Genomic DNA, 19,314 nt, shown 5'->3' on the forward strand with positions numbered 1-19,314 from the left:
AAGTGCATTTTTTATTATTTACTTTTTTATATATTTTTATTCGGAATCTTTTCAAATTTATATGTTGGAACTAATATTATTTTTTCATCTCTTAAAATATATATGATTTCTCTTTTTCTTTTTATTTTCTTTTGCCTATCTTTATGGGTTGTTAAAAAAAAATTATCCTTGTTTTTATCATACTCAAGACTATTATCTTCTATCTTATTCTCAAAACTTTCTGAAAATATATCTTCTTTATCTTGATTACTTAACTTATCTGCTCGATTTTTATTAAGTTCTTTCATAAATTCATTAAGAATTTCCTCTTCATCTTTATCGAAATCATATATATCTTTATCAAATTTATATAGAGCGGCCATTTCATTATTATTTTTCATCATTTTATACAAAAAACATCCAAGCATACTAATTAAAGATAATATTATTACTGTACTTATTAAAACTGTAGCTCTCTTCTTTAAATACATTTAATAAAATCCTTTCCTTCTTTATCATGTATTATTAAATAAATTAGTTTTCCTTTTTTCTTAACTTCAAGATAATCTATATCTTGAATCATATGAGGCATTGGACCAGATTCCGTATATTTTGCAACAATGTTACCATCATAAGATTTTATCAATATGTCTGAATTACCTGATTTATTGTCCATTGAAAATAAAATATATTTATCATCTACTACTATGTTTTCAAGTCCTATATCTGGCATAATATTATCTAAATTTATATAGAAATTTTGGAAATCATTATACTCAATGGTTAAATTTACCGCTTCCATATACGACTTATACATTAATACATATAAATTTATCCCTTCTACTAAAATTATAGTTGTCAAAAAAATATACACCAAAGATTCAATAATCGTAAATCCTCTTTTTTTCTTTGAAGTAACATAATTTTTATATTTCATCCATCCACCAACTCTTGGTAAATTCATTTTCTACATTAACCTCATTTTTCTCAACTTTAACATTGGCTACAATCTTTAATTTTAACCCCACACTATCCACTCCAATTTTGCTTACCTGAATATCTTCCCCTTGTTCAAGATCTTTAATATCAGTATTAAGTAATCTTTTTGAGAAATCACCATCATACTTAAATCCAATATTCTCATCACTTAACAATTCTTCTATTTCTTCCTTTGAGATATTATATTTAAATTCATTAGTCAAATTATATACGCACCTACTAACTTCTTCTTCTAAAATTCTTTTTTTTATAATATCTGCATTCTGTATGCTAGCACTCATAATAAATGTTGTAGTCAATGTCAAAATCATAATTGAAGCTATAACCTCAATCAAAATACTTCCCTGCTTTTTCATACAAATTCACCATCTTTAATAACAATTAAATCTACTCCAACTCTAATTGTTATATCTTGCCTTTGTCCATATTTATCTATAAGTTTTATTGTATCCCCTTGGGATATTTTCCCATCAGAGGTTATTATCACACTTATATCATTATTAATTATTTTAATTTCTTTAGGTAAGTTTATTATCTTTTCTATATTGTCCCATCCTTCTATAAAATGAATTTCATTTTCACTAGATTTTACAGTGATTTTTCCATTTTTATTTTTCTCTTTGCAAACTGCTTTCCCATAAGAAAGTAAATTTTGTATTTCATAAATATACGCCGTATTTTCTATATCATGTGATAAACTACTTCCTAATTTACTTAGAGATACACCTACACTAAATAGAATGGTTAATATAAATATACTTACTACAGTTTCTATTAACGTAAATCCATAGCTCTTCATTATCGCATTCCACTTTTCAAATTATCAAATAATGGAAGTACAAATTCCAATAAAAAAGTAACAATAAAAATAGCCATTATAACCACAAAAATCGGACTAATGAATCTAAGATACTTTTTTATTTGTTCAAATAATTTAAATTCTAAGTTATTCGATAATTCTTTAAAGCCTTCTTCTATCGTTCCGCTTTCTTCCCGTATTTTTACAATTGCCAATGTACATTTTGAGAATAATCCTGTTTTTTCCAAAGCTTCTGTAAGTGTTCTGCCATTTAAAATACTAAAATTTATCTCTTTTATTTTCTTTCTTAAATAATCAAAACTCATACTATCTTCGCAATATTCAAGAGCTTGTGAAATATTTATTCCTGTACTTGTTATTATTGAAAAAAGTAAAACCATAATATACTCAAAAAATGATTTCACTATATTTATTCTTGTAAATTTCTCAATATTAATTTTCTTAAATAAACACCTAAAAAGTATTATTAATATTAATCCCCACGAACTCATAGTTATCATTGTTAAAAATGGATTATTTTTAAATGTACTATTTATATCATATAAAAACTTACAGTTTGCAGGCAATTCAATATCCATAGCCTTATAAATTTCACAAAAATTTGGAATTACTTTATTTATTAAAAATATAATAAGTATTATCATTGATGCAAACACAAATAACGGGTAAGCACTTGCATTTTTAATGTCTCTTTTTATAAAAAGAGATTTATCATAATAAACATTCAAGCCTTTTAATACCTCATATAATTTACCAGTATTTTCGCCTATATTAATTATTCCTATAAAAAATTCAGGGTATAAGTTTTTAAATTGTGCAAATCCTTCTGATAAACTTTTTCCTTGTTTTATAAGCACCAAAACTTTTAGTAAACTATTTTTATATGTTTTATTAGGTAAAATATCAGCAACCAATTCTAACGCTGCAGTTATTGATATTCCATCCTTATAAAGTTGCGCTAAATTACTTGCAATTAATGATAATTGTTCTTCATTTACTTTAGTTTTAAATAGTAGTCCTAATCTTATATTATAAAAATTTAAATTCCCAAATACTTTACTGATATCCAAGTTTAATTTGGATTTTTCATTAATTTTATTTCTAGCATTACTACTATTCACTTAATCTTTCTCCTTCTATAAACTCTAAATAATCACTGTTGGATATTTTCCCTTGGACTAACAATTTTTCTAAATCATATTTCATATTCTTATTTGATAGATAATTATTGTCTTCATGTAATTCTTCTATATTTTTCTTATTTTCATCTTGCAAAAAGTAAACTGCACTAACAATTTGTCTGCCAGCATAACCAGAGAAGTTACAAGCCTTGCATCCACATTTCTTATATATTATTCTTTCATTCAATGAATTTCCATAATCTATTTCTTTACATTTATCACATAAAGTTTTTATTAATCTTTGTGATATTATCCCAACTAATGCATCACTTAACAAATAAGGTTTAATACCCATGTTCTCTAACCTTATGTAAACTTCTCTTGCAGATTTACAGTGAATTGTGCTATATACCTTGTGACCTGTAATTGATGCACGTACAGACATATTTGCAGTCTCCTCATCTCTTATCTCACCAATCATAATAACATCAGGGTCTTGCCGTAAAATACTCTTAAGTCCATTTGAGAATGTTATACCTAATTTTTTATTTAAACTCATCTGGTTAATATTTTGCATAACAATTTCAACAGGATCTTCCACGGTTGTGACATTCAAGGATTTTGAATCAATTTCCTTTAACATTGTATATAAAGTTGTACTTTTACCAGAACCAGTTGGACCATTTACCAAAACTAATCCATTATTTAATGATATTATCTTTCTAATAAGTTTAATTTGCTCTTCTGAAAACCCTAAATCTTCAAGGTTATAATCAAAATTATCACAATATAATATTCTTATAACTAGTTTCTCTCCATATACTAAAGGGATAGATGATACTCTTAAATCATATTTTGCTTCATTATATTCAATCATTATTTTTCCATCTTGAGGTCTTCGTTTTTCTGTTATATCCATATTAGCCTTCAGTTTTATCTTTGATGCAAGCGTTATATATTCACTTGAATCTATTTTATGAACCAAAACTAAGGTACCATTTATTCTATACCTGACATAAACACAATTCTTTTGAGGCTCTAAGTGAATATCACTAACTTTATCTTTTATTGCATTGAATATTAAAACATCTTCTAACGTTCTGTCTTCCATTCCAAAAATTATGTTCTTTAAATTTTCATAGTTTTTTTCTTCTATCTCCTTTATAACTATATCTTTATTATATATAAATCTTAAATATTCTTTAGCTTCTTCGGTTGCTTCATATGTCAAAACTATAATTTCATCTGATTTTTCTTTTATTGGAATAACCTTATATTTTTCACATATTTCTTTTTTTAGGTTCTTTGCAGTTTTTAAATCGACATCTTTGATTTCATATTCTCTAATCTTAATTCCACCTATCTATTATATTTTTTACATATTATGTTTTAATTGAATTAATATAACATATGTAAAATTTTAGACTAAAATTTAAATTAATATACATATTTTTCTAATAATTTCATTTTGTTGATAGCTTAAATTATGAAAATGTTTTAAACTAAACTTATTCCTATATAGATACCTAAAACATAGAATTAAACTACTCTATCATTTCTAATTAAAAAATCCTCGACAACACATAACATATTGTCGAGAATTTTAATTTAAGTTAATTCTTTCTATTTTGGTTTTAGGTGCCTCTTGTCCAGCTCTAAACTCTTCATTTATTGTAATATCTACCTTATAACCTGATACCATTTTAATAACATCTTCGCGTACTTCCATAGGATTATATTTTAAGTAATATTTTCCCATATATAATGTTTTATCATGTAATATTTTTACAATTAAATTCTATTAAATAATAAAAATGCCACATATTCATTACTGAATATTGTGGTATTCTACTGATCAATATTTATTCTATAAAGCCTCTATTCTTCATTTTTTCTTTGTTAAGAAATAATGCCATCCCTGTTTTCATTTTTCTTAAATTCATTTTTTCATAAAATTTTTCTTTTCCAGGTGAAGCATATAATATAACATTACATGTAGGCACAGATTTTAATATACTATTAATAATTGTTTTTCCTATATTTTTCCCTTGATATTCAGGTAATACTGCTACATCATATATTGCAGCTTGATATATTCCATCTGAAATAGCCCGTCCAAAACCAATCATCTTATTATTGTCCAACACAAATACAACAGTATAGCTATTCTCAAAAGCTTTTTTATGTACTTCACCTCCATAATAAGACATTCCAACTGTTTTTAATATTGTAGATACACAATTCCAATCTATATTTTTACAATCATATTGAATTTTTAAATTCATCTCGTTCTCCTTTGCCAATTTACTTTTTATAGATTTTAGTATACACTCTGACGTAAGGTAAGAGTCAATTGTTTTATAAATTTGCTTTTTTTCATTGCTAAATTTAAAAATACCACAACTCATTTCTGAAATTGTGGTATATTAATTCTAGGTTCAAATTATGATTTAATTCATTCATTAGATTATTCTGGATTACACTTCGGCATAAAATAAGCTTTTGAAAAACCACAACATGGGCAATTATTAGGAGCCATCTCCCCCTCATGTATATATCCACAATTCATACATACCCAATTAATAGGATAATTTGATGAAAATATCCCTTTTTTAAATCTATTAAATAAATTAGTAAAGATTTCGGCATGAGATTCTTCCGCCTCACTTAATTCTTTATAAAAACGAGCTATTTCATCTAGCCCTTCATCTAAAGCTATTTTTTCATATTTCTTGTAAAGTTCAACGACATTATCCTCTCTCTCCACACCAAATTTTAGATTATCTTCTGTATTTTGGATTAACCCCAGGAATTTTTTATAGGCTGCTCTAGAGTGTGCTAATTCATTACCTGCAATCCTTTCAAAAATATCTGCTATCCATAAGTAACCTTCATTCCTAGCCTTTTCGGCAAACATTATATAAATATTATTAGTTCTACATTCAACGGCAAAGGTTCTATAAAGATTTTTTTCAGTTTCAGTACCATTTAAATTATTGATATTTAACACTCCCATAAATCACTACAATTAATCTTATGCTGAATACCATTAACTAATTACTAGTTCTTTTAAACCATTATTTCATCAAGTTTTATCAAATATACATTTGTATTCCATCCCAAATAATATTATAATATTCCTAAATTTAGAATTCCACTTCTACTTCGCTTACATATATCAATCTAGAAATAAAGGGGGCTTGCTTTTGAGGAGTGTTACATCAAAATCTTTAGTAATGGGAGTAAATGCATGCCCCCTTATTTCGGTAGGATATATGACAAAGTACAGTTTCCACGCTAAATATCTTAACTCTTATAATCTAAAAACCTATAATCTACAGAGTCTTTAGATACTGCACTTATACTACCATCTTGTGTATATGTATAAATTTGTTCCTCATTAGTATTTCCACTATTACATCCAATAAATAAAACATTTCCATTTTCATCTATTTTTAATCCCTTTTTTGTTTTTACCACAGTTGGGAAATCATAAACTAATCTTTTTGCTTTGTTATTTTTTAATTCATACAATGAACTGATATTATCAGAAATTTTTCCAGTAAAATATATTTTTTCTTTATTTATAATTATATCTGAAAGTTCTTCTATCTTATCTGTTAAAAGCTTAACATCCTTTGTTTTCTTATCTATCATTACTAATTCTTTCTTGTTTTCTAATGTTAACTGTAAGAATACCACATTATCTAAAGTTCCCTTTATAAATGCTAAATATCCTCCTTCAATTTTATAAAGTAACTCTTCTTTATTTTCTTTTATGTTATATGTAAATAATCCATTCAAACCATCATTGCTAACTCCATAATATACCAAAGTATTAACATCATACCAATCATATAAATTTCCCGATATTGAAACATTAGATTTCATTTCTATTTCTTTATTTCCATTTGTATCAAATACTTTTAGCTTAAGACCATTATCTTCTATAAAATATGATATATATCCTGCATCTTTAGATAATTTAAGGTCACTATAACCTAAATCCTTAATTTCAAACTTATATCCATTACGCACTACATAAGATTTCCCTTCTTCAATGGATATATAACTCGAACTGCTTTTATCATAAGCACAAATAATATTGTTACCTTTCATTTGTTCATATTGGTCATTTTGATAATTATATAACTTATAAATTCCTTCTTCATTTTTTAATACAGCTCCTGAATTCAATTTAATATCCTCTGCTACATTAGGTACTTTTTCTTTTTGAGATGAACATCCTAGTGTAAACAGAGGAAGAACAATGAAAGCTAAAATACTCAAGCACTTTCTTTTTAATGATTTCATTTCTCTCCCTCTTCTTCAATGATTTTGACTCAAAAGTTTCACTTTACAAAGAAATCTTACCTTCAAAAGACACTTCTGCTGGTCCTTTCATATATACATTTTTCTCCAGAACTTCTATAATTAGTTCACCACCTGGTGCCTTAACAAAAATCTCTTTTTCCTTATCTACAAGTCCTAATTTCTTAGCTACTACTACGGATGCACAGCATCCAGTTCCACAAGCAAGAGTTGCGCCAGCACCTCTCTCCCATGTATTAACTCTTATATGGGTTTCATCAATTATTTTTACAAAATTAATATTACTTCCTTCTTTAAATAAATCAAGTTTTTCTATTTTAGAACCTTCTTCTACTACATTGTATTCTTTATCTTCTTCAAAAATAATTGTATGAGGAACTCCTACTAATACTGTAGTCATTTTATAAGTCTTATTATCTACAGTAATTTCACGTTCTATAAGACTTTCTATATTGTTTAATGGTATATCAAGTCCATCATAAGATGGATTTCCCATATATACTCTTACATATTTAACTTTGTCATTTTCTAATATTATCTCAATTTCTTTAACTCCATCACCAGTTTCAACTGAAAATTTATTACCATTTGCTATTTGATGTTCATAAACATACTTTCCAAAACACCTTATAGCATTTCCGCACATATTAGCCCTTGATCCATCTGCATTTATTATGACCATCTTGGCATTAGCTACTTCTGATTTTCTAACAATAACTAATCCATCTGCCCCAATTCCAAAATGTCTATCACAAAGTTTTTTAGCAAGTAAACATTCCTCCTTAATCTCATAATTAAAATCTTCAATAAATATAAAATCATTTCCAGCCCCTTGCATTTTATAGAAATTCATTTAAATTCCTCCCACTCTATAGTTTAACTATTTATATTACATATATTGAAAAAAATACTTATAATTATATCAATAATTATTTCTTTCTATAATCTAGTGATGAATAATATCCATAAGCTTAAATTATAACTTATTTGATAAGTTTTTCATATATTTTCTATAATTTTTTTCTTAATTTCAGCAATTTTTACTATATATTTTTTTATTCTTTATTATATACGCATATTAATATACTTTTATAAACTTATTAAATCTTAATATCCATTTCTTCTTCATACCTTGCTAATAATTGATAATCATATAGCTATAATGTTATAATATTCTTAGCCAGGCACATTCAAAAAATAATAAGTCAGTATGCTAGTGTATTTTTCTTATAAGAAAGCTCGACTCATTATTTTCTTTTCACGTGCCTTACACCAAGAAAGGATGACATAAAATGGCATTAGATGGTATCTACTTATATAGTTTAGTCGATGATTTAAAGAAATCAATATTAAATTCAAAAATAGATAAAATAAATCAACCTGAAAAAGATGAAATTATTTTAACTATACGAAAAGACCGTAGTAACATAAAACTTTTAATTTCTGCATCTCCTAGATTTGCTAGAATTCATTTAACAAATTCAATTAAAGCAAATCCAATAAAAGCTCCTATGTATTTAATGGTTCTTAGAAAATACATATTAGGAGGCAGGATTATTAGCCTTACTCAAAAAGATAATGATAGAATTTTAATAATAGAAATTGAAAATAGAGATGAATTAGGTTTTGATAGTATATACTCCCTTATTGTTGAAATAATGGGACGTCACTCTAACATTACTTTAGTTAGAAATAGAGACAACAAAGTCATGGAATCCATAAAACACATTACACCCGATATAAATAGCTTTAGAGTATTGTACCCTGGAGTGAATTATGTTTATCCTCCATCATCTACTAAATTAAATCCCTTTTCTATTTCTTATGAAGAATTAAATTCTTTTATAAGTAATAATTCTATTATTTTTGATATTAATTTTTACTCTAATTGTTTTACTGGAGTAAGTAAATTATTATCTAGCGATTTATATTATAACATTATTAAAGCTAATAATTCACCTACTAGACATGAAATTTATGAAAAATTTAATGAATTTATAAATAATTTACATAAAAATATATCATATAATATATTTACAAACAAATTCGGCATTTTAAAGGACTTTTATTCATTAAAATTAAATTCCTTAGAAGATAATTTTTTATTAATTCCTTATAATGACCCTAATACTTTAATGGATGCTTTTTATGAAAGAAAAGATAAACAAGATAGGCTACAAAATAAATCTATTGATTTACAAAAGCTTATACATACAAACATTGAAAGATGTAATAAAAAATCACGAATACTTAATGAAAATCTTAATGAATGTGCAGAAAAAGATTCTTTAAGAATAAAAGGAGATCTTCTAACTTCTTATATCTATAGTATTAAAAAGGGAGATAGTGATTGTACTGTATTAAATTTTTATAATGAGAATGAAGAAGAATATCTAAAGATCTCTTTAGATAAAACAAAAACTCCTTCTGAAAATGTTCAGCGTTATTATAAAAAGTATAACAAACTCAAATCATCAGAAGAATATGCTAAAGTTCAGCTTGAAAAAAATATTGAAGAAATAGAATATTTAAATTCTGTTCTTACTAACATTATAAATGCTGAAAGTTATGATGAAATTGACGAAATAAAAAACGAGTTAATTGAAACTAAATATATAAGATTCAGAAAGAATAATAAAAGTTCAAGGAAATCAAAAACTTCTAAGCCGCATCATTTTGTTTCAAGTGATGGAATTGATATCTATGTAGGAAAAAATAACTTACAAAATGATTATTTAAGTTTAAAATTTGCAAACAAAAATTATCTTTGGCTACATGCAAAAGATATTCCAGGTTCACATGTTATTATTTGTTCTTTTGATATTCCTAATAAAACTCTTGAAGAAGCTGCAATAATTGCAGGGTTTTATAGCAAGGGAAAAGATTCTTTAAAATTACCTATTGATTATACAAAAGTTAAAGAATTAAAAAAACCAAGCGGATCAAAGCCTGGTATGGTTATTTATCATACTAACAAGACTTTAATTATAAATCCAAATGATTTTAATACTTTATTTAATGTATAATTTACATTAGCGGTTATTAACTTAAAATTTACAAGCATTAAATTCATATCTATATGCTTTATAAATATTAATAGATATATACAAATTTGAATTTACTCTTATACTATAAATGTATATCTAAGACTAGAAATAAAGGGCACTCTTTTGTGAATTATTACATCAGAGTACACTTTATTTCGATATATATGATATATGCATAAACTTTAAATGAATAAATCAAATTTTTTTCACGCTTCTTCTAATAATTCTACATTACTATTAAAGAAATCTTTCTTTTCTTTTTCAACATATACAATTAAAACATTAATTAAACTTAGTGGAGCTACAAAAGATTCTATAAATGTAGAACCTTTGCTTACAGCTGTTAATGTAACATCTGAATATGGTACAAGTGGAGATAACATATTATCTGTAATTGCTATAGTTGTAGCTCCATTTCTCTTTAAATGTGTAAAAATTTCTACTGTGCTTCTAGCATATTTCCCAAAACTAATTCCAATAATTACATCTTCATCACTAAATTCATTAATTTGTTTTGGTATTTGTTCTATATTTTCAATTAAATTAACTTTGCTAAACATTAAATCAAGATAATATTTAAGAAAAATGCCAAGTATAGAAGAATTTTTTCTTACAACAATATATATTCTTTTTGCATTTAATAATAAATCAACTGCTTTTTTTAATTCATATAAATTTAAATCCTCCATAGTTAATTTAATATTATTTACATCATCTTCAAATATTTTATAAATTTCTTTTTCTTCATCACATTTTTTTTCAGAATCTATTTTTATACGTTCTATATTAGTTACTTGCTCCTTAATAGATTCTTGAGTATCTTTTAAAAATTCAGAATAACCTTTATATCCTAGAAAGATTACAAATCTTGTAACAGTTGCAATACTAACACCAGATAGCTTTGCTAATTTTTCTACAGTTAAAAAAGGTGCACTATTGGGATATGATAATATGTATTTTGCTATTTTTTCTTGTGCTTTGCTCATATTAGGTATCTTTTCTTCTATGTTTTGATATACTTCTGCCATTATTTGAACTCATTCCTTTTTTATTTAAGATTATATATTGAATTAATAAATATATAACTGCCTTAATCTCTACTATAATTTTTTCTTAAGTTGTTAACTTACAAAAATTTTACACATTTAGAATAATTTTATATTCCAAAACAAAAAAGATGCCAATAACTTTAATCGTTTATTAGCATCTTTGCTTTCAAAATTCACTTATATTTATTTTACCATGTAAGTAAAGCTTTGTAAATATATTTTCAATTCTTTATTTATATAATGGAATAAAATACATTAGTCTTTAATCCATTAATTCATTTATTAATGTATCTCCAAAATTTTTAATCTTACCATTATCAAAATATTGATAATAATAACATTTGATTTTACCATTATACAATTTTCTATTTTTAGTTGACTTTAATCCAAATATTTTTTCAAAAGTTTCAAATGAAGTTAATATATTAAAATCCCAACTTTCTAACTTTTTCTTAGTATTGCCCATATGTTTATAAAGACTATTTAATATTTGTTCTTCTCCTAGTCTTTCTCCATATGGAGGATTAGAGATTATAAAACCATATTTTCTAGAAGTTGAAAACTCCATGAAATCTCTTTTTTGAAATGCTATGTATTTATCTACTCCAGCTCTTTTAGCATTTTCCATAGCAAATTTAATTACGTTATAATCAATATCATATCCTATTAATTTTATATCCTTATTTTTTTCAGACTTTTTAGCACCTTCTCTAACACTATTAAATATATCGCCTTCCATAGATGGCCATGTTTCACATACAAAGCTTCTATTTACTCCTGGTGCGATATTTTGAGCTATCATAGCAGCTTCAATTAATATTGTCCCCGATCCACAAAATGGATCAATAAGTTCAAACTCATCATTCCATCTTGAAATTAAAAGCATTGATGCAGCTAATGTTTCTTTTATTGGAGCAATTCCAGAAAGTACTCTATAGCCTCTCTTATGTAACCCTGGACCTGTTGTATCTATTGTCAGTGTAACTATATCTTTTAATATAGCAACTTCTATTTTATAAACAGGACCACTTTCACTAAACTGCTCTATTCCATAGCTTTCACTCATACTCGTAATAACAGCTTTTTTAACTATAGCTTGGCAATCTGGAACGCTATGAAGTGCCGATTTAATACTTTTCCCAACAACATGCATAACCCCATCCTTTGGGATTAGTTTGCTCCACTCTACTTTTTTTGTTCCTTGGAATAATTCTTCAAAAGATTTTGCTTCAAACTCAGCCATTTTTATAAGAACTCTATCTGCAGTTCTTAAATGAATATTAGCAATAGCTATATCCATTTCATCTCCTTCAAAGGTTACCTTTCCATTTTCAATTTTCAAATCTTCATATCCAAGTGCTCTTAATTCTTTTGCTGTTATACTCTCTATTCCAAAGGTACTTGTTGCAATTAAATCATACATAATTTTACATTCTCCCTCTGTTCAAATTAACTTCTATTCTTCGCAATTTGAATCATATATTTTAACTGAATCTACTTCATCAGTTTCTTTCAGTGAAACTGCTATAATTTCACTTTTAGAAGTAGGAATATTCTTACCTACATAGTCTGCTCTAATGGGTAATTCCTTATGTCCTCTATCAATAAGAACTGCTAATTGAATTGCTGTAGGTCTGCTCACGTCTATAATAGCATCTATTGCAGCTCTTACTGTTCTACATGTATATAAAACATCATCTATTATAACTATTTTCTTGTCTTTTATTTCAAGGCCTAAATCTAAATTTCTAACCTCTATATTCCCATTTAAAATAGTTAGATCATCTCTATATAATGTTATATCTACAGAACCAACTGGAACTTCTTTCCCTTCAATCTCTTTAATATAATTTGCAATTCTCTTTGCAAGTGGATAACCTCGAGTCTTAATTCCAAGCAAAACTAAATCCTCTACCCCTTTATTTCTTTCTATTATTTCATGAGAAACTCTTATTAATGTTCTATTTATAGCTTTCTCATCTAATAGAAGTGCTTTTAATTTCATATTATCCCTCCACTTTTAAATTCAAAAAATCATAATTCTATTCCTATATAATTACATATTCATTTATACTATAATAATATAATCATCTAGTTTCATTTCTTAGTTTATCTATTATAACATTAAAATATTCTGGTAATTCTGTAGTAAATTCAACATATTTGTTTTTTGTTGGATGAACAAATCCTAAAGTCTTAGCATGTAACATCTGACCTTTTAACTTAAATTTTTGCTTTTTAAAACCATAAAGAGGATCTCCAACCAAAGGGAAACCAATTGATGCCATATGTACTCTTATTTGATGAGTTCTACCTGTTTCTAATATACATTTTATTAAGGTATAACCATTATATCTTTCAATAACTTCATAATGTGTTACTGCTTTCTTTCCACCTTCTACAATTCCTATCTTTAATCTGTCCCTTTTATTTCTTGCTAACGGTTTATCAATAGTACCCTTTTCATTTTTAATTCGTCCTTCAACTAAGGCATAATATTCTCTTTTCATGGAATGATCTTTCAATTGTTCTGAAAGTTTGTTATGAGCCTCATCGTTTTTAGCAACTACTAAAACACCTGATGTATCTTTATCAATTCTATGAACTATTCCAGGTCTTATAACTCCATTTATACTAGATAAATCTTTGCAATAAAAAAGCAAAGCATTAACTAATGTACCATTGTAGTTACCTGGTGCAGGATGCACAACCATTCCCTGCACTTTGTTAACAACTATTACATCTTTATCTTCATATAATATTTCTAAAGGTATTTCTTCTGCATCCACCTTTAATATTTCTGGTTCTATAAATATTATCTCAATTTCATCAAAGGGCTTTAATTTATAATTACATTTCTGAATTTTGTTATTAACTTTAATGCTATCCTTTTCAATAAGTCCTTGAATAAAAGATCTTGATTTATCAACAAAAACTTTACATAAATATTTATCAATTCTTGTTCCTTGATCTTCTTCTGAAACTATAAAAACACTTTTCTCCATAAACCAATATCCCTTTCTTTCAAGCGTATTCCTTCAATATTATAATATAATAACTTATACTTTACAATTGAAAACTTAATAATTCAGAAACTTCAAAACAATAAGGAATAAAGAGTATAAAAGAACCACTTATTGGTGGTTTTTTTATACTCTTTATTTTTTTGAATATATATTATTCGCCTTGAACAAAAAAATTTTTTATTTCATTTAATTCATTATTTAATAAATTACACTCCTGTAAGTCTTGAGCCTTTTCTTGTTTTTCATCTATCCTATTATTTATAAACTTTATTTCTTTTTCTATTATTTCTTCTTGAACTACATCATCATCATCTATTGGATCTGAAACATTATAATTTTTAATAAAGCCCTTCTCTAAATCATCAAATGTTTCTAATTGGGTATTCATAAAATTTCTATATTTTGCTCTGAATTTAATAAATTCTTGTTTAACTTTTTCATATTCATCATTTATTTGTATAACATCACTATGAGCTTTATCCATAATCTTTTGAGCAGATTCATTTGCATTTCTTAACATTAATTCTGCTTCTTTCTGAGCTGAATTTTTCGCTTGCTCTGCAGCATTTTGTGCAAGTATTAAAGTATTCTGTATAGTAGTTTCAATTTTTGAATAATGATCTACTTTTTCATTTAAATTAGCAAGCTTTTCTTTCAAACTTGTATTTTCTTTATACAATTCTTCATAATTTTCTACTACTTCATCTAAAAACTCATCAACTTGTCCTGAATGATATCCTCTCAATCCTTTTTTAAATTCCTTATTGTTTATGTCTATTGGTGTTAATTTCATACTTTCACCTCAATTATGTATATTTTTTAATAATAATTTTTTTTCTTCCGCTTTTACTATTTCCAATAGAATTACCTAAAATAAATTTTCCAAATCCTCTTATAGTAATTCTTTCTTCACCTTTAAGTTCATAACTTTTATCTTTTATCTTAACATAATTCATAAGCACTTGGCCTTGTTCTATCATTGCTGTAGCTTTTGATCTAGATACATTTATAATTTTAGAAACAACTCCATCAATTCTTAAAGAAGAAACTAAAATAATCTCTTCTTTAAAATTAACTTTAGGAAGAAGTTTAAAATCATCAATAACTTCTGCACTACAAACAACTTTAGAAATTTTATCTATGTTATATATAATGAAATTTTCTATTTCCTCATATACTGGTACATAACAAATATTTTTATCTACTAATAAATCACCAATTTTATTTCTTTCTATACCAAGAGATAAGATTCCACCTAAAAAATCTCTATGGGTAAGGCTTGAAAACTTTGATGTATTCTGAATTTTTATTAATTTCATAGGAAATGGATTTTCATATACATTATTAAAAGAAATCATTCTTCTTTCAGCATCTTCAAAAACTCCATTAGTTTCAACTTTAAAATCCTTATTACACAAATTTTTTTCAAACCATGACCATATATTAGGTGTATAGAAATTCTTTCCAAACATTGGTATATCCTTCTCTTTAGATAACAAATATCTTTCATACAAATTTAATGCTTCACTTCTATCATCATCTGTAAAATACTTACTTATTTTATCTTTCATAATTATTATAAAAGCCTTTTAAATAAGTCTATTACTAATAATGCAATTATAGGTGAAAAGTCCATTGGTAATCCAGAAATAAATTTATCCTGCAATTTTCTAAATGGTTCTAAAAGAGGATAAATGAAATTGTGTATTATACTTATAAACTTGTTTCCTTGAATTTGTGGAATCCACGAAGCTATACACTCTATGAATATAGCTAGTTCTAATAAGTTAAGTAACGTATTAAGAACCATAACAATACTATATATCAAATCTTATTCCCCCTATTTTGACCAATTAAATATAGCTTTTGAACTAAGCTCATTTTTCAATTCATTTGTTACTTCAACATTTGAAGGTGAAAGAATATATACACCTTTTTCAATTTGTTGTAATTCTCCACCTAATGCATAACAAGAACCACTTATAAAATCTAATAATCTTTGTGCTATTTTTAATTCTAACATAGTTGTATTTACTAAAACTATTCTTCTATTCTTTAGTGCTTCACAAATTTCAGTTGCTTCTTCATAGTCTACTGGTTTAGTTATTGTTACCTTTGCAGTTGAAGATGTGTGGATGTTTACAACCTTGCTATTTTTCTTATTTGTAATAACTGGTTCTATTTCTTCTTCATCTTTCATCTCATTTTCATATTCTTCATCCTCATAGTCCTCATAGTCCTCATAGTCCTCAAATCCTAATAAAGATTTAACCTTTGATAATATCTTACTCATTTTTTCCGCCTCCTGTATTATAATTTCTTTCTCCAAATATTCCTGTTCCTATTCTAACTAAATTAGAACCTTCTTCTATAGCTGTCATAAAATCATGAGTCATTCCCATGGATAATATGTTCATATTGATATTTTTGTATTTTTTTTCTTTAAGTTCTTCGAATATTTTTTTTGTTTTTTTAAAATAAATTCTATTACTCTCCTCATTTCCTTTTGGAATAATAACCATTATACCTTTGATTGAAACATAATTACATTTTTCAATTGTTTCTATAAATTCATATAAATTTTCTTCCAAAATACCGCTTTTGCTTTCTTCTCTTCCAATATTAATTTGAATTAATGCATTGGCCACTTTATTAGCTTTTCCAAAAACTTTTTCTATTTCATTTAGCAAACTAACGCTAGCTAAAGAATGAATCAAGTAAACTGTATCCACTAAATATTTAACCTTATTACTTTGAAGTTGTCCTATGAAATGCCATCTTACATCATCATGAAAGTTTTCTGATTTTTTCACTAATTCTTGAACTTTATTTTCTCCAAAATCTCTCAGACCTGCAATATATGCTTCTTCTAATTCTTCTAATGGCTTTGTTTTGGAAACAGCTAAAAGCCTTACCTCTTTTGGAATTTTAAATTTTAGTTCTTCTATATTTCGCTTAATTTCCATAATATAACACCATAAAACTATTCCTTTCTATACTTCACTTAGTTTATATTCTATATAATTTTGAGATTTCCTTTAAAAATATAAATTTAATTTTATTTTTTATTCTCATCTCTCTTCATATATTTAACATTACAGTTTTCTGTTGTTGGCGGCATAGTTATTTTATCTATTTTTTCAATATCTACATAAAGCTTTCTAAATATAAGCTGTTTAACATGGCTTCCATCTTCTAAAAGGGCGGCCTTTAATTTTTCCGGATCTCCTATAGCATAAATATTAAAAGGAGCATATTCCATTTCACCATCATCAAATCCTATAAATGCCCAGTTACAAATTACACCAGACCAAGGAACAACTCTATGACTATTAACACTAATAGCTTGCGCCCCAGCAACTCGAAGTTCATTTAAAATTAATCCCATATCATTATCATGTAAAAGCTTATTATTAATTTCATCTGTATTCTCTACAAGTGCATTAGTCTTCCCGTCATTTATCTTTAATATAATTCCTGGACCTTCTACCTTATTTAATCCAATAAACATTTCATAATCACTAATTTGAGTTTTCATATCATCAAGAATCTTATCATTTTTCTTATAATTATTTTCATAATTCCTTATTTTATCATGTTTCTCAATATTGTCCTCTTTTAAATTTCCTATTGATTTATATAAATTAGCTCTTTCTTCAATTGCATTTTGATATTCGGTTGCATTTAATTGACTATAAGATCGAATACCTTCAAAATTAAAATTCATTGATATTAAAGCACCTAATATTATGGTTGCAATGAAAACAAAGAAAAAACCTTTATTATTTTTCATCACATCACCTCTTTATTTAATATCATTATTTTCTTTTTCTATAGAATTTTTTTTAGATGACTTTTTCCTCCTAATTTTAAACTCTTCTAATAAAAGTCTTCTTATAATTGCAAAATTATCAAATATTCTCCCTCCAAATACTATTACTGCTGCTATATATATTGGTATTCCAAGTTTATCGCCTAAATACGCAAGTCCTGCTGCAAGTAATGCATTACCAAAAAATCCTGATATAAATATATCTGCTTGAAAATTCCTTGAAAGATTTCCTCTAATTGCACCAAAAACTGAATCTAAACATGCAAGTATTGCTACAGACATGTATGGTGACAGTTTATCTGATATGTTAACATCTAGTACAAATCCAAGTATTATTCCAATTAATAGTCCTATTACTGCGATCAAACTAATTCTCTCCTATTCCTTCACTAATTTAATAAATTCGCTTTTCAATGACTGTGTTGTCTTTCCTATAATTATATCATCTTCCGATTTTATTTCATTATTATAGTTAGGAAGAACACCATATTCTAAAGATCCTGGAAACGAAATTCCTACATTAAGTCTACCCTTTTCTCCAATTGCTTTAATTACAATTTTATCTCTTGGATATACTTTTCCAGTGGACCCTATTGCAATTCCATTTCCTGCTGTCTTAATTCCTGTCTGTGGAGTTATTCTAATGTCATTTATGCTTATAGCCTCTGCCCCAGAATACCAAATTAAATTTACTATATGAACTAATTCATCTTCACCTAAATCTCTATTACTATCACTTGAATTAGATCCAAATATAGATGTTTTAGGTGTTATGGTAAGTGTTATTCCTGGCCCCTTAACATCAACCACTCCTAAATGCATTCTAGCATTATCAAGTTGATTTTTTATATCTGCGCCTAAATTACCATCCTTTGCTGCTGTTTCTTCCATTTGTTTAAGTTCTTCTGATATCTTAGAATTTGTTGCTAACAACTCCACTTTTTCCTTCTTCAATGTTTCAATTTCTGAAATTATATCATTTTTATCATAATTACTAATGTTTGATTCAATATTTTTGTTGGCTAAAACTTTAAATTGATATGCTAATAAAAAGCCTAAAAGTCCACAAACAATAGCCACAAATATTTGAGATCTAGATATCTTCATTC

General features: G+C 26.2%; 24 protein-coding genes. 1 reads left to right on the top strand and 23 read right to left on the bottom strand.

All coding sequences use genetic code 11. From position 1 onward, the window contains the following. Positions 1-26: 26 nt before the first annotated feature. The 11 genes from LLF98_RS09195 to dapF all read right to left on the bottom strand — a co-directional run bounded on the left by LLF98_RS09195 (position 27) and on the right by dapF (position 8,104). A complete protein-coding gene (locus tag LLF98_RS09195) occupies positions 27-470 on the bottom strand; it encodes a hypothetical protein (protein ID WP_291702878.1) in 444 nt (147 codons plus the stop codon). Then, entirely contained in the window at positions 461-943 is a 483-nt protein-coding gene (locus LLF98_RS09200; protein WP_291702879.1) for a competence type IV pilus minor pilin ComGF, read from the bottom strand. Before LLF98_RS09200 ends, LLF98_RS09195 begins: the two co-directional genes overlap by 10 nt. Further along, positions 906-1,334 (bottom strand): hypothetical protein, encoded by a 429-nt coding sequence (locus LLF98_RS09205; RefSeq protein ID WP_291702880.1) that lies wholly within the window; start codon positions 1,332-1,334, stop codon positions 906-908. Before LLF98_RS09205 ends, LLF98_RS09200 begins: the two co-directional genes overlap by 38 nt. Then, a complete protein-coding gene (locus tag LLF98_RS09210; RefSeq protein ID WP_291702881.1) occupies positions 1,331-1,777 on the bottom strand; it encodes a prepilin-type N-terminal cleavage/methylation domain-containing protein in 447 nt (148 codons plus the stop codon). The genes LLF98_RS09205 and LLF98_RS09210 overlap by 4 nt, the downstream gene beginning before the upstream one ends. Continuing rightward, positions 1,777-2,919, bottom strand: a complete 1,143-nt coding sequence (locus tag LLF98_RS09215; RefSeq protein ID WP_291702882.1) for a type II secretion system F family protein — start codon at positions 2,917-2,919, stop codon at positions 1,777-1,779. The genes LLF98_RS09210 and LLF98_RS09215 overlap by 1 nt, the downstream gene beginning before the upstream one ends. Continuing rightward, complete coding sequence (locus LLF98_RS09220; protein WP_291702884.1) at positions 2,912-4,150, bottom strand: GspE/PulE family protein; 1,239 nt, start codon at positions 4,148-4,150, stop codon at positions 2,912-2,914. Before LLF98_RS09220 ends, LLF98_RS09215 begins: the two co-directional genes overlap by 8 nt. Positions 4,151-4,522: 372 nt before the next feature. Beyond that, a complete protein-coding gene (locus LLF98_RS09225; protein ID WP_366512089.1) occupies positions 4,523-4,678 on the bottom strand; it encodes a hypothetical protein in 156 nt (51 codons plus the stop codon). A 103-nt stretch (positions 4,679-4,781) separates the two neighbouring features. Further along, on the bottom strand, positions 4,782-5,204 hold the full coding sequence (locus LLF98_RS09230; protein ID WP_291702886.1) for a GNAT family N-acetyltransferase: 423 nt from the start codon (positions 5,202-5,204) through the stop codon (positions 4,782-4,784). Between the two features lie 182 nt (positions 5,205-5,386). Further along, positions 5,387-5,935 (bottom strand): rubrerythrin family protein, encoded by a 549-nt coding sequence (locus LLF98_RS09235; protein WP_291702888.1) that lies wholly within the window; start codon positions 5,933-5,935, stop codon positions 5,387-5,389. 290 nt (positions 5,936-6,225) lie between these two features. Further along, a complete protein-coding gene (locus LLF98_RS09240; RefSeq protein ID WP_291702890.1) occupies positions 6,226-7,233 on the bottom strand; it encodes a hypothetical protein in 1,008 nt (335 codons plus the stop codon). A 43-nt stretch (positions 7,234-7,276) separates the two neighbouring features. Continuing rightward, positions 7,277-8,104 carry a diaminopimelate epimerase gene (dapF, locus tag LLF98_RS09245; protein ID WP_291702891.1) on the bottom strand — a complete coding sequence of 276 codons (828 nt, stop codon included), beginning with the start codon at positions 8,102-8,104 and terminating at the stop codon, positions 7,277-7,279. Positions 8,105-8,543: 439 nt separating this feature from the next. Between dapF and LLF98_RS09250 the strand changes: the two genes are divergently transcribed. Further along, entirely contained in the window at positions 8,544-10,277 is a 1,734-nt protein-coding gene (locus tag LLF98_RS09250; RefSeq protein WP_291702893.1) for an NFACT RNA binding domain-containing protein, read from the top strand. 227 nt (positions 10,278-10,504) lie between these two features. On the opposite strand, the gene LLF98_RS09255 is transcribed toward LLF98_RS09250, so the two are convergent. The 12 genes from LLF98_RS09255 to LLF98_RS09310 all read right to left on the bottom strand — a co-directional run bounded on the left by LLF98_RS09255 (position 10,505) and on the right by LLF98_RS09310 (position 19,312). Further along, the gene (locus tag LLF98_RS09255) at positions 10,505-11,326 is read right to left on the bottom strand and encodes a MurR/RpiR family transcriptional regulator (RefSeq protein WP_291702895.1); all 822 of its coding nucleotides are present in this window, start codon (positions 11,324-11,326) and stop codon (positions 10,505-10,507) included. 283 nt (positions 11,327-11,609) lie between these two features. Then, a complete protein-coding gene (locus tag LLF98_RS09260; RefSeq protein WP_291702897.1) occupies positions 11,610-12,770 on the bottom strand; it encodes a class I SAM-dependent RNA methyltransferase in 1,161 nt (386 codons plus the stop codon). A gap of 33 nt (positions 12,771-12,803) precedes the next feature. Beyond that, on the bottom strand, positions 12,804-13,352 hold the full coding sequence (gene pyrR / locus LLF98_RS09265) for a bifunctional pyr operon transcriptional regulator/uracil phosphoribosyltransferase PyrR (RefSeq protein ID WP_291702898.1): 549 nt from the start codon (positions 13,350-13,352) through the stop codon (positions 12,804-12,806). An 82-nt stretch (positions 13,353-13,434) separates the two neighbouring features. Next, positions 13,435-14,352, bottom strand: coding sequence for an RluA family pseudouridine synthase (locus LLF98_RS09270; RefSeq protein WP_291702899.1), 918 nt, complete (start codon positions 14,350-14,352; stop codon positions 13,435-13,437). A 172-nt stretch (positions 14,353-14,524) separates the two neighbouring features. Beyond that, complete coding sequence (locus LLF98_RS09275; protein ID WP_291702900.1) at positions 14,525-15,166, bottom strand: DivIVA domain-containing protein; 642 nt, start codon at positions 15,164-15,166, stop codon at positions 14,525-14,527. Positions 15,167-15,179: 13 nt separating this feature from the next. Then, entirely contained in the window at positions 15,180-15,944 is a 765-nt protein-coding gene (locus LLF98_RS09280; RefSeq protein ID WP_291702901.1) for a YlmH/Sll1252 family protein, read from the bottom strand. Positions 15,945-15,949: 5 nt separating this feature from the next. Further along, positions 15,950-16,201: a YggT family protein gene (locus LLF98_RS09285; RefSeq protein WP_291702902.1), complete on the bottom strand. Its 252-nt coding sequence runs from the start codon at positions 16,199-16,201 to the stop codon at positions 15,950-15,952. A gap of 12 nt (positions 16,202-16,213) precedes the next feature. After that, entirely contained in the window at positions 16,214-16,666 is a 453-nt protein-coding gene (gene sepF, locus LLF98_RS09290) for a cell division protein SepF (RefSeq protein ID WP_291702905.1), read from the bottom strand. Next, positions 16,659-17,339: a YggS family pyridoxal phosphate-dependent enzyme gene (locus tag LLF98_RS09295; RefSeq protein WP_291702907.1), complete on the bottom strand. Its 681-nt coding sequence runs from the start codon at positions 17,337-17,339 to the stop codon at positions 16,659-16,661. The genes sepF and LLF98_RS09295 overlap by 8 nt, the downstream gene beginning before the upstream one ends. A 92-nt stretch (positions 17,340-17,431) precedes the next feature. Beyond that, positions 17,432-18,166, bottom strand: coding sequence for a DUF881 domain-containing protein (locus tag LLF98_RS09300; protein ID WP_291702909.1), 735 nt, complete (start codon positions 18,164-18,166; stop codon positions 17,432-17,434). A 12-nt stretch (positions 18,167-18,178) separates the two neighbouring features. Then, positions 18,179-18,571 carry a small basic family protein gene (locus tag LLF98_RS09305; RefSeq protein WP_291702911.1) on the bottom strand — a complete coding sequence of 131 codons (393 nt, stop codon included), beginning with the start codon at positions 18,569-18,571 and terminating at the stop codon, positions 18,179-18,181. A 12-nt stretch (positions 18,572-18,583) separates the two neighbouring features. Then, positions 18,584-19,312, bottom strand: a complete 729-nt coding sequence (locus LLF98_RS09310; RefSeq protein WP_291702913.1) for a DUF881 domain-containing protein — start codon at positions 19,310-19,312, stop codon at positions 18,584-18,586. Positions 19,313-19,314 lie beyond the last annotated feature (2 nt).

The sequence above is a fragment of the Clostridium sp. genome, from assembly GCF_021372645.1.
Classification (GTDB): domain Bacteria; phylum Bacillota; class Clostridia; order Clostridiales; family Clostridiaceae; genus Clostridium.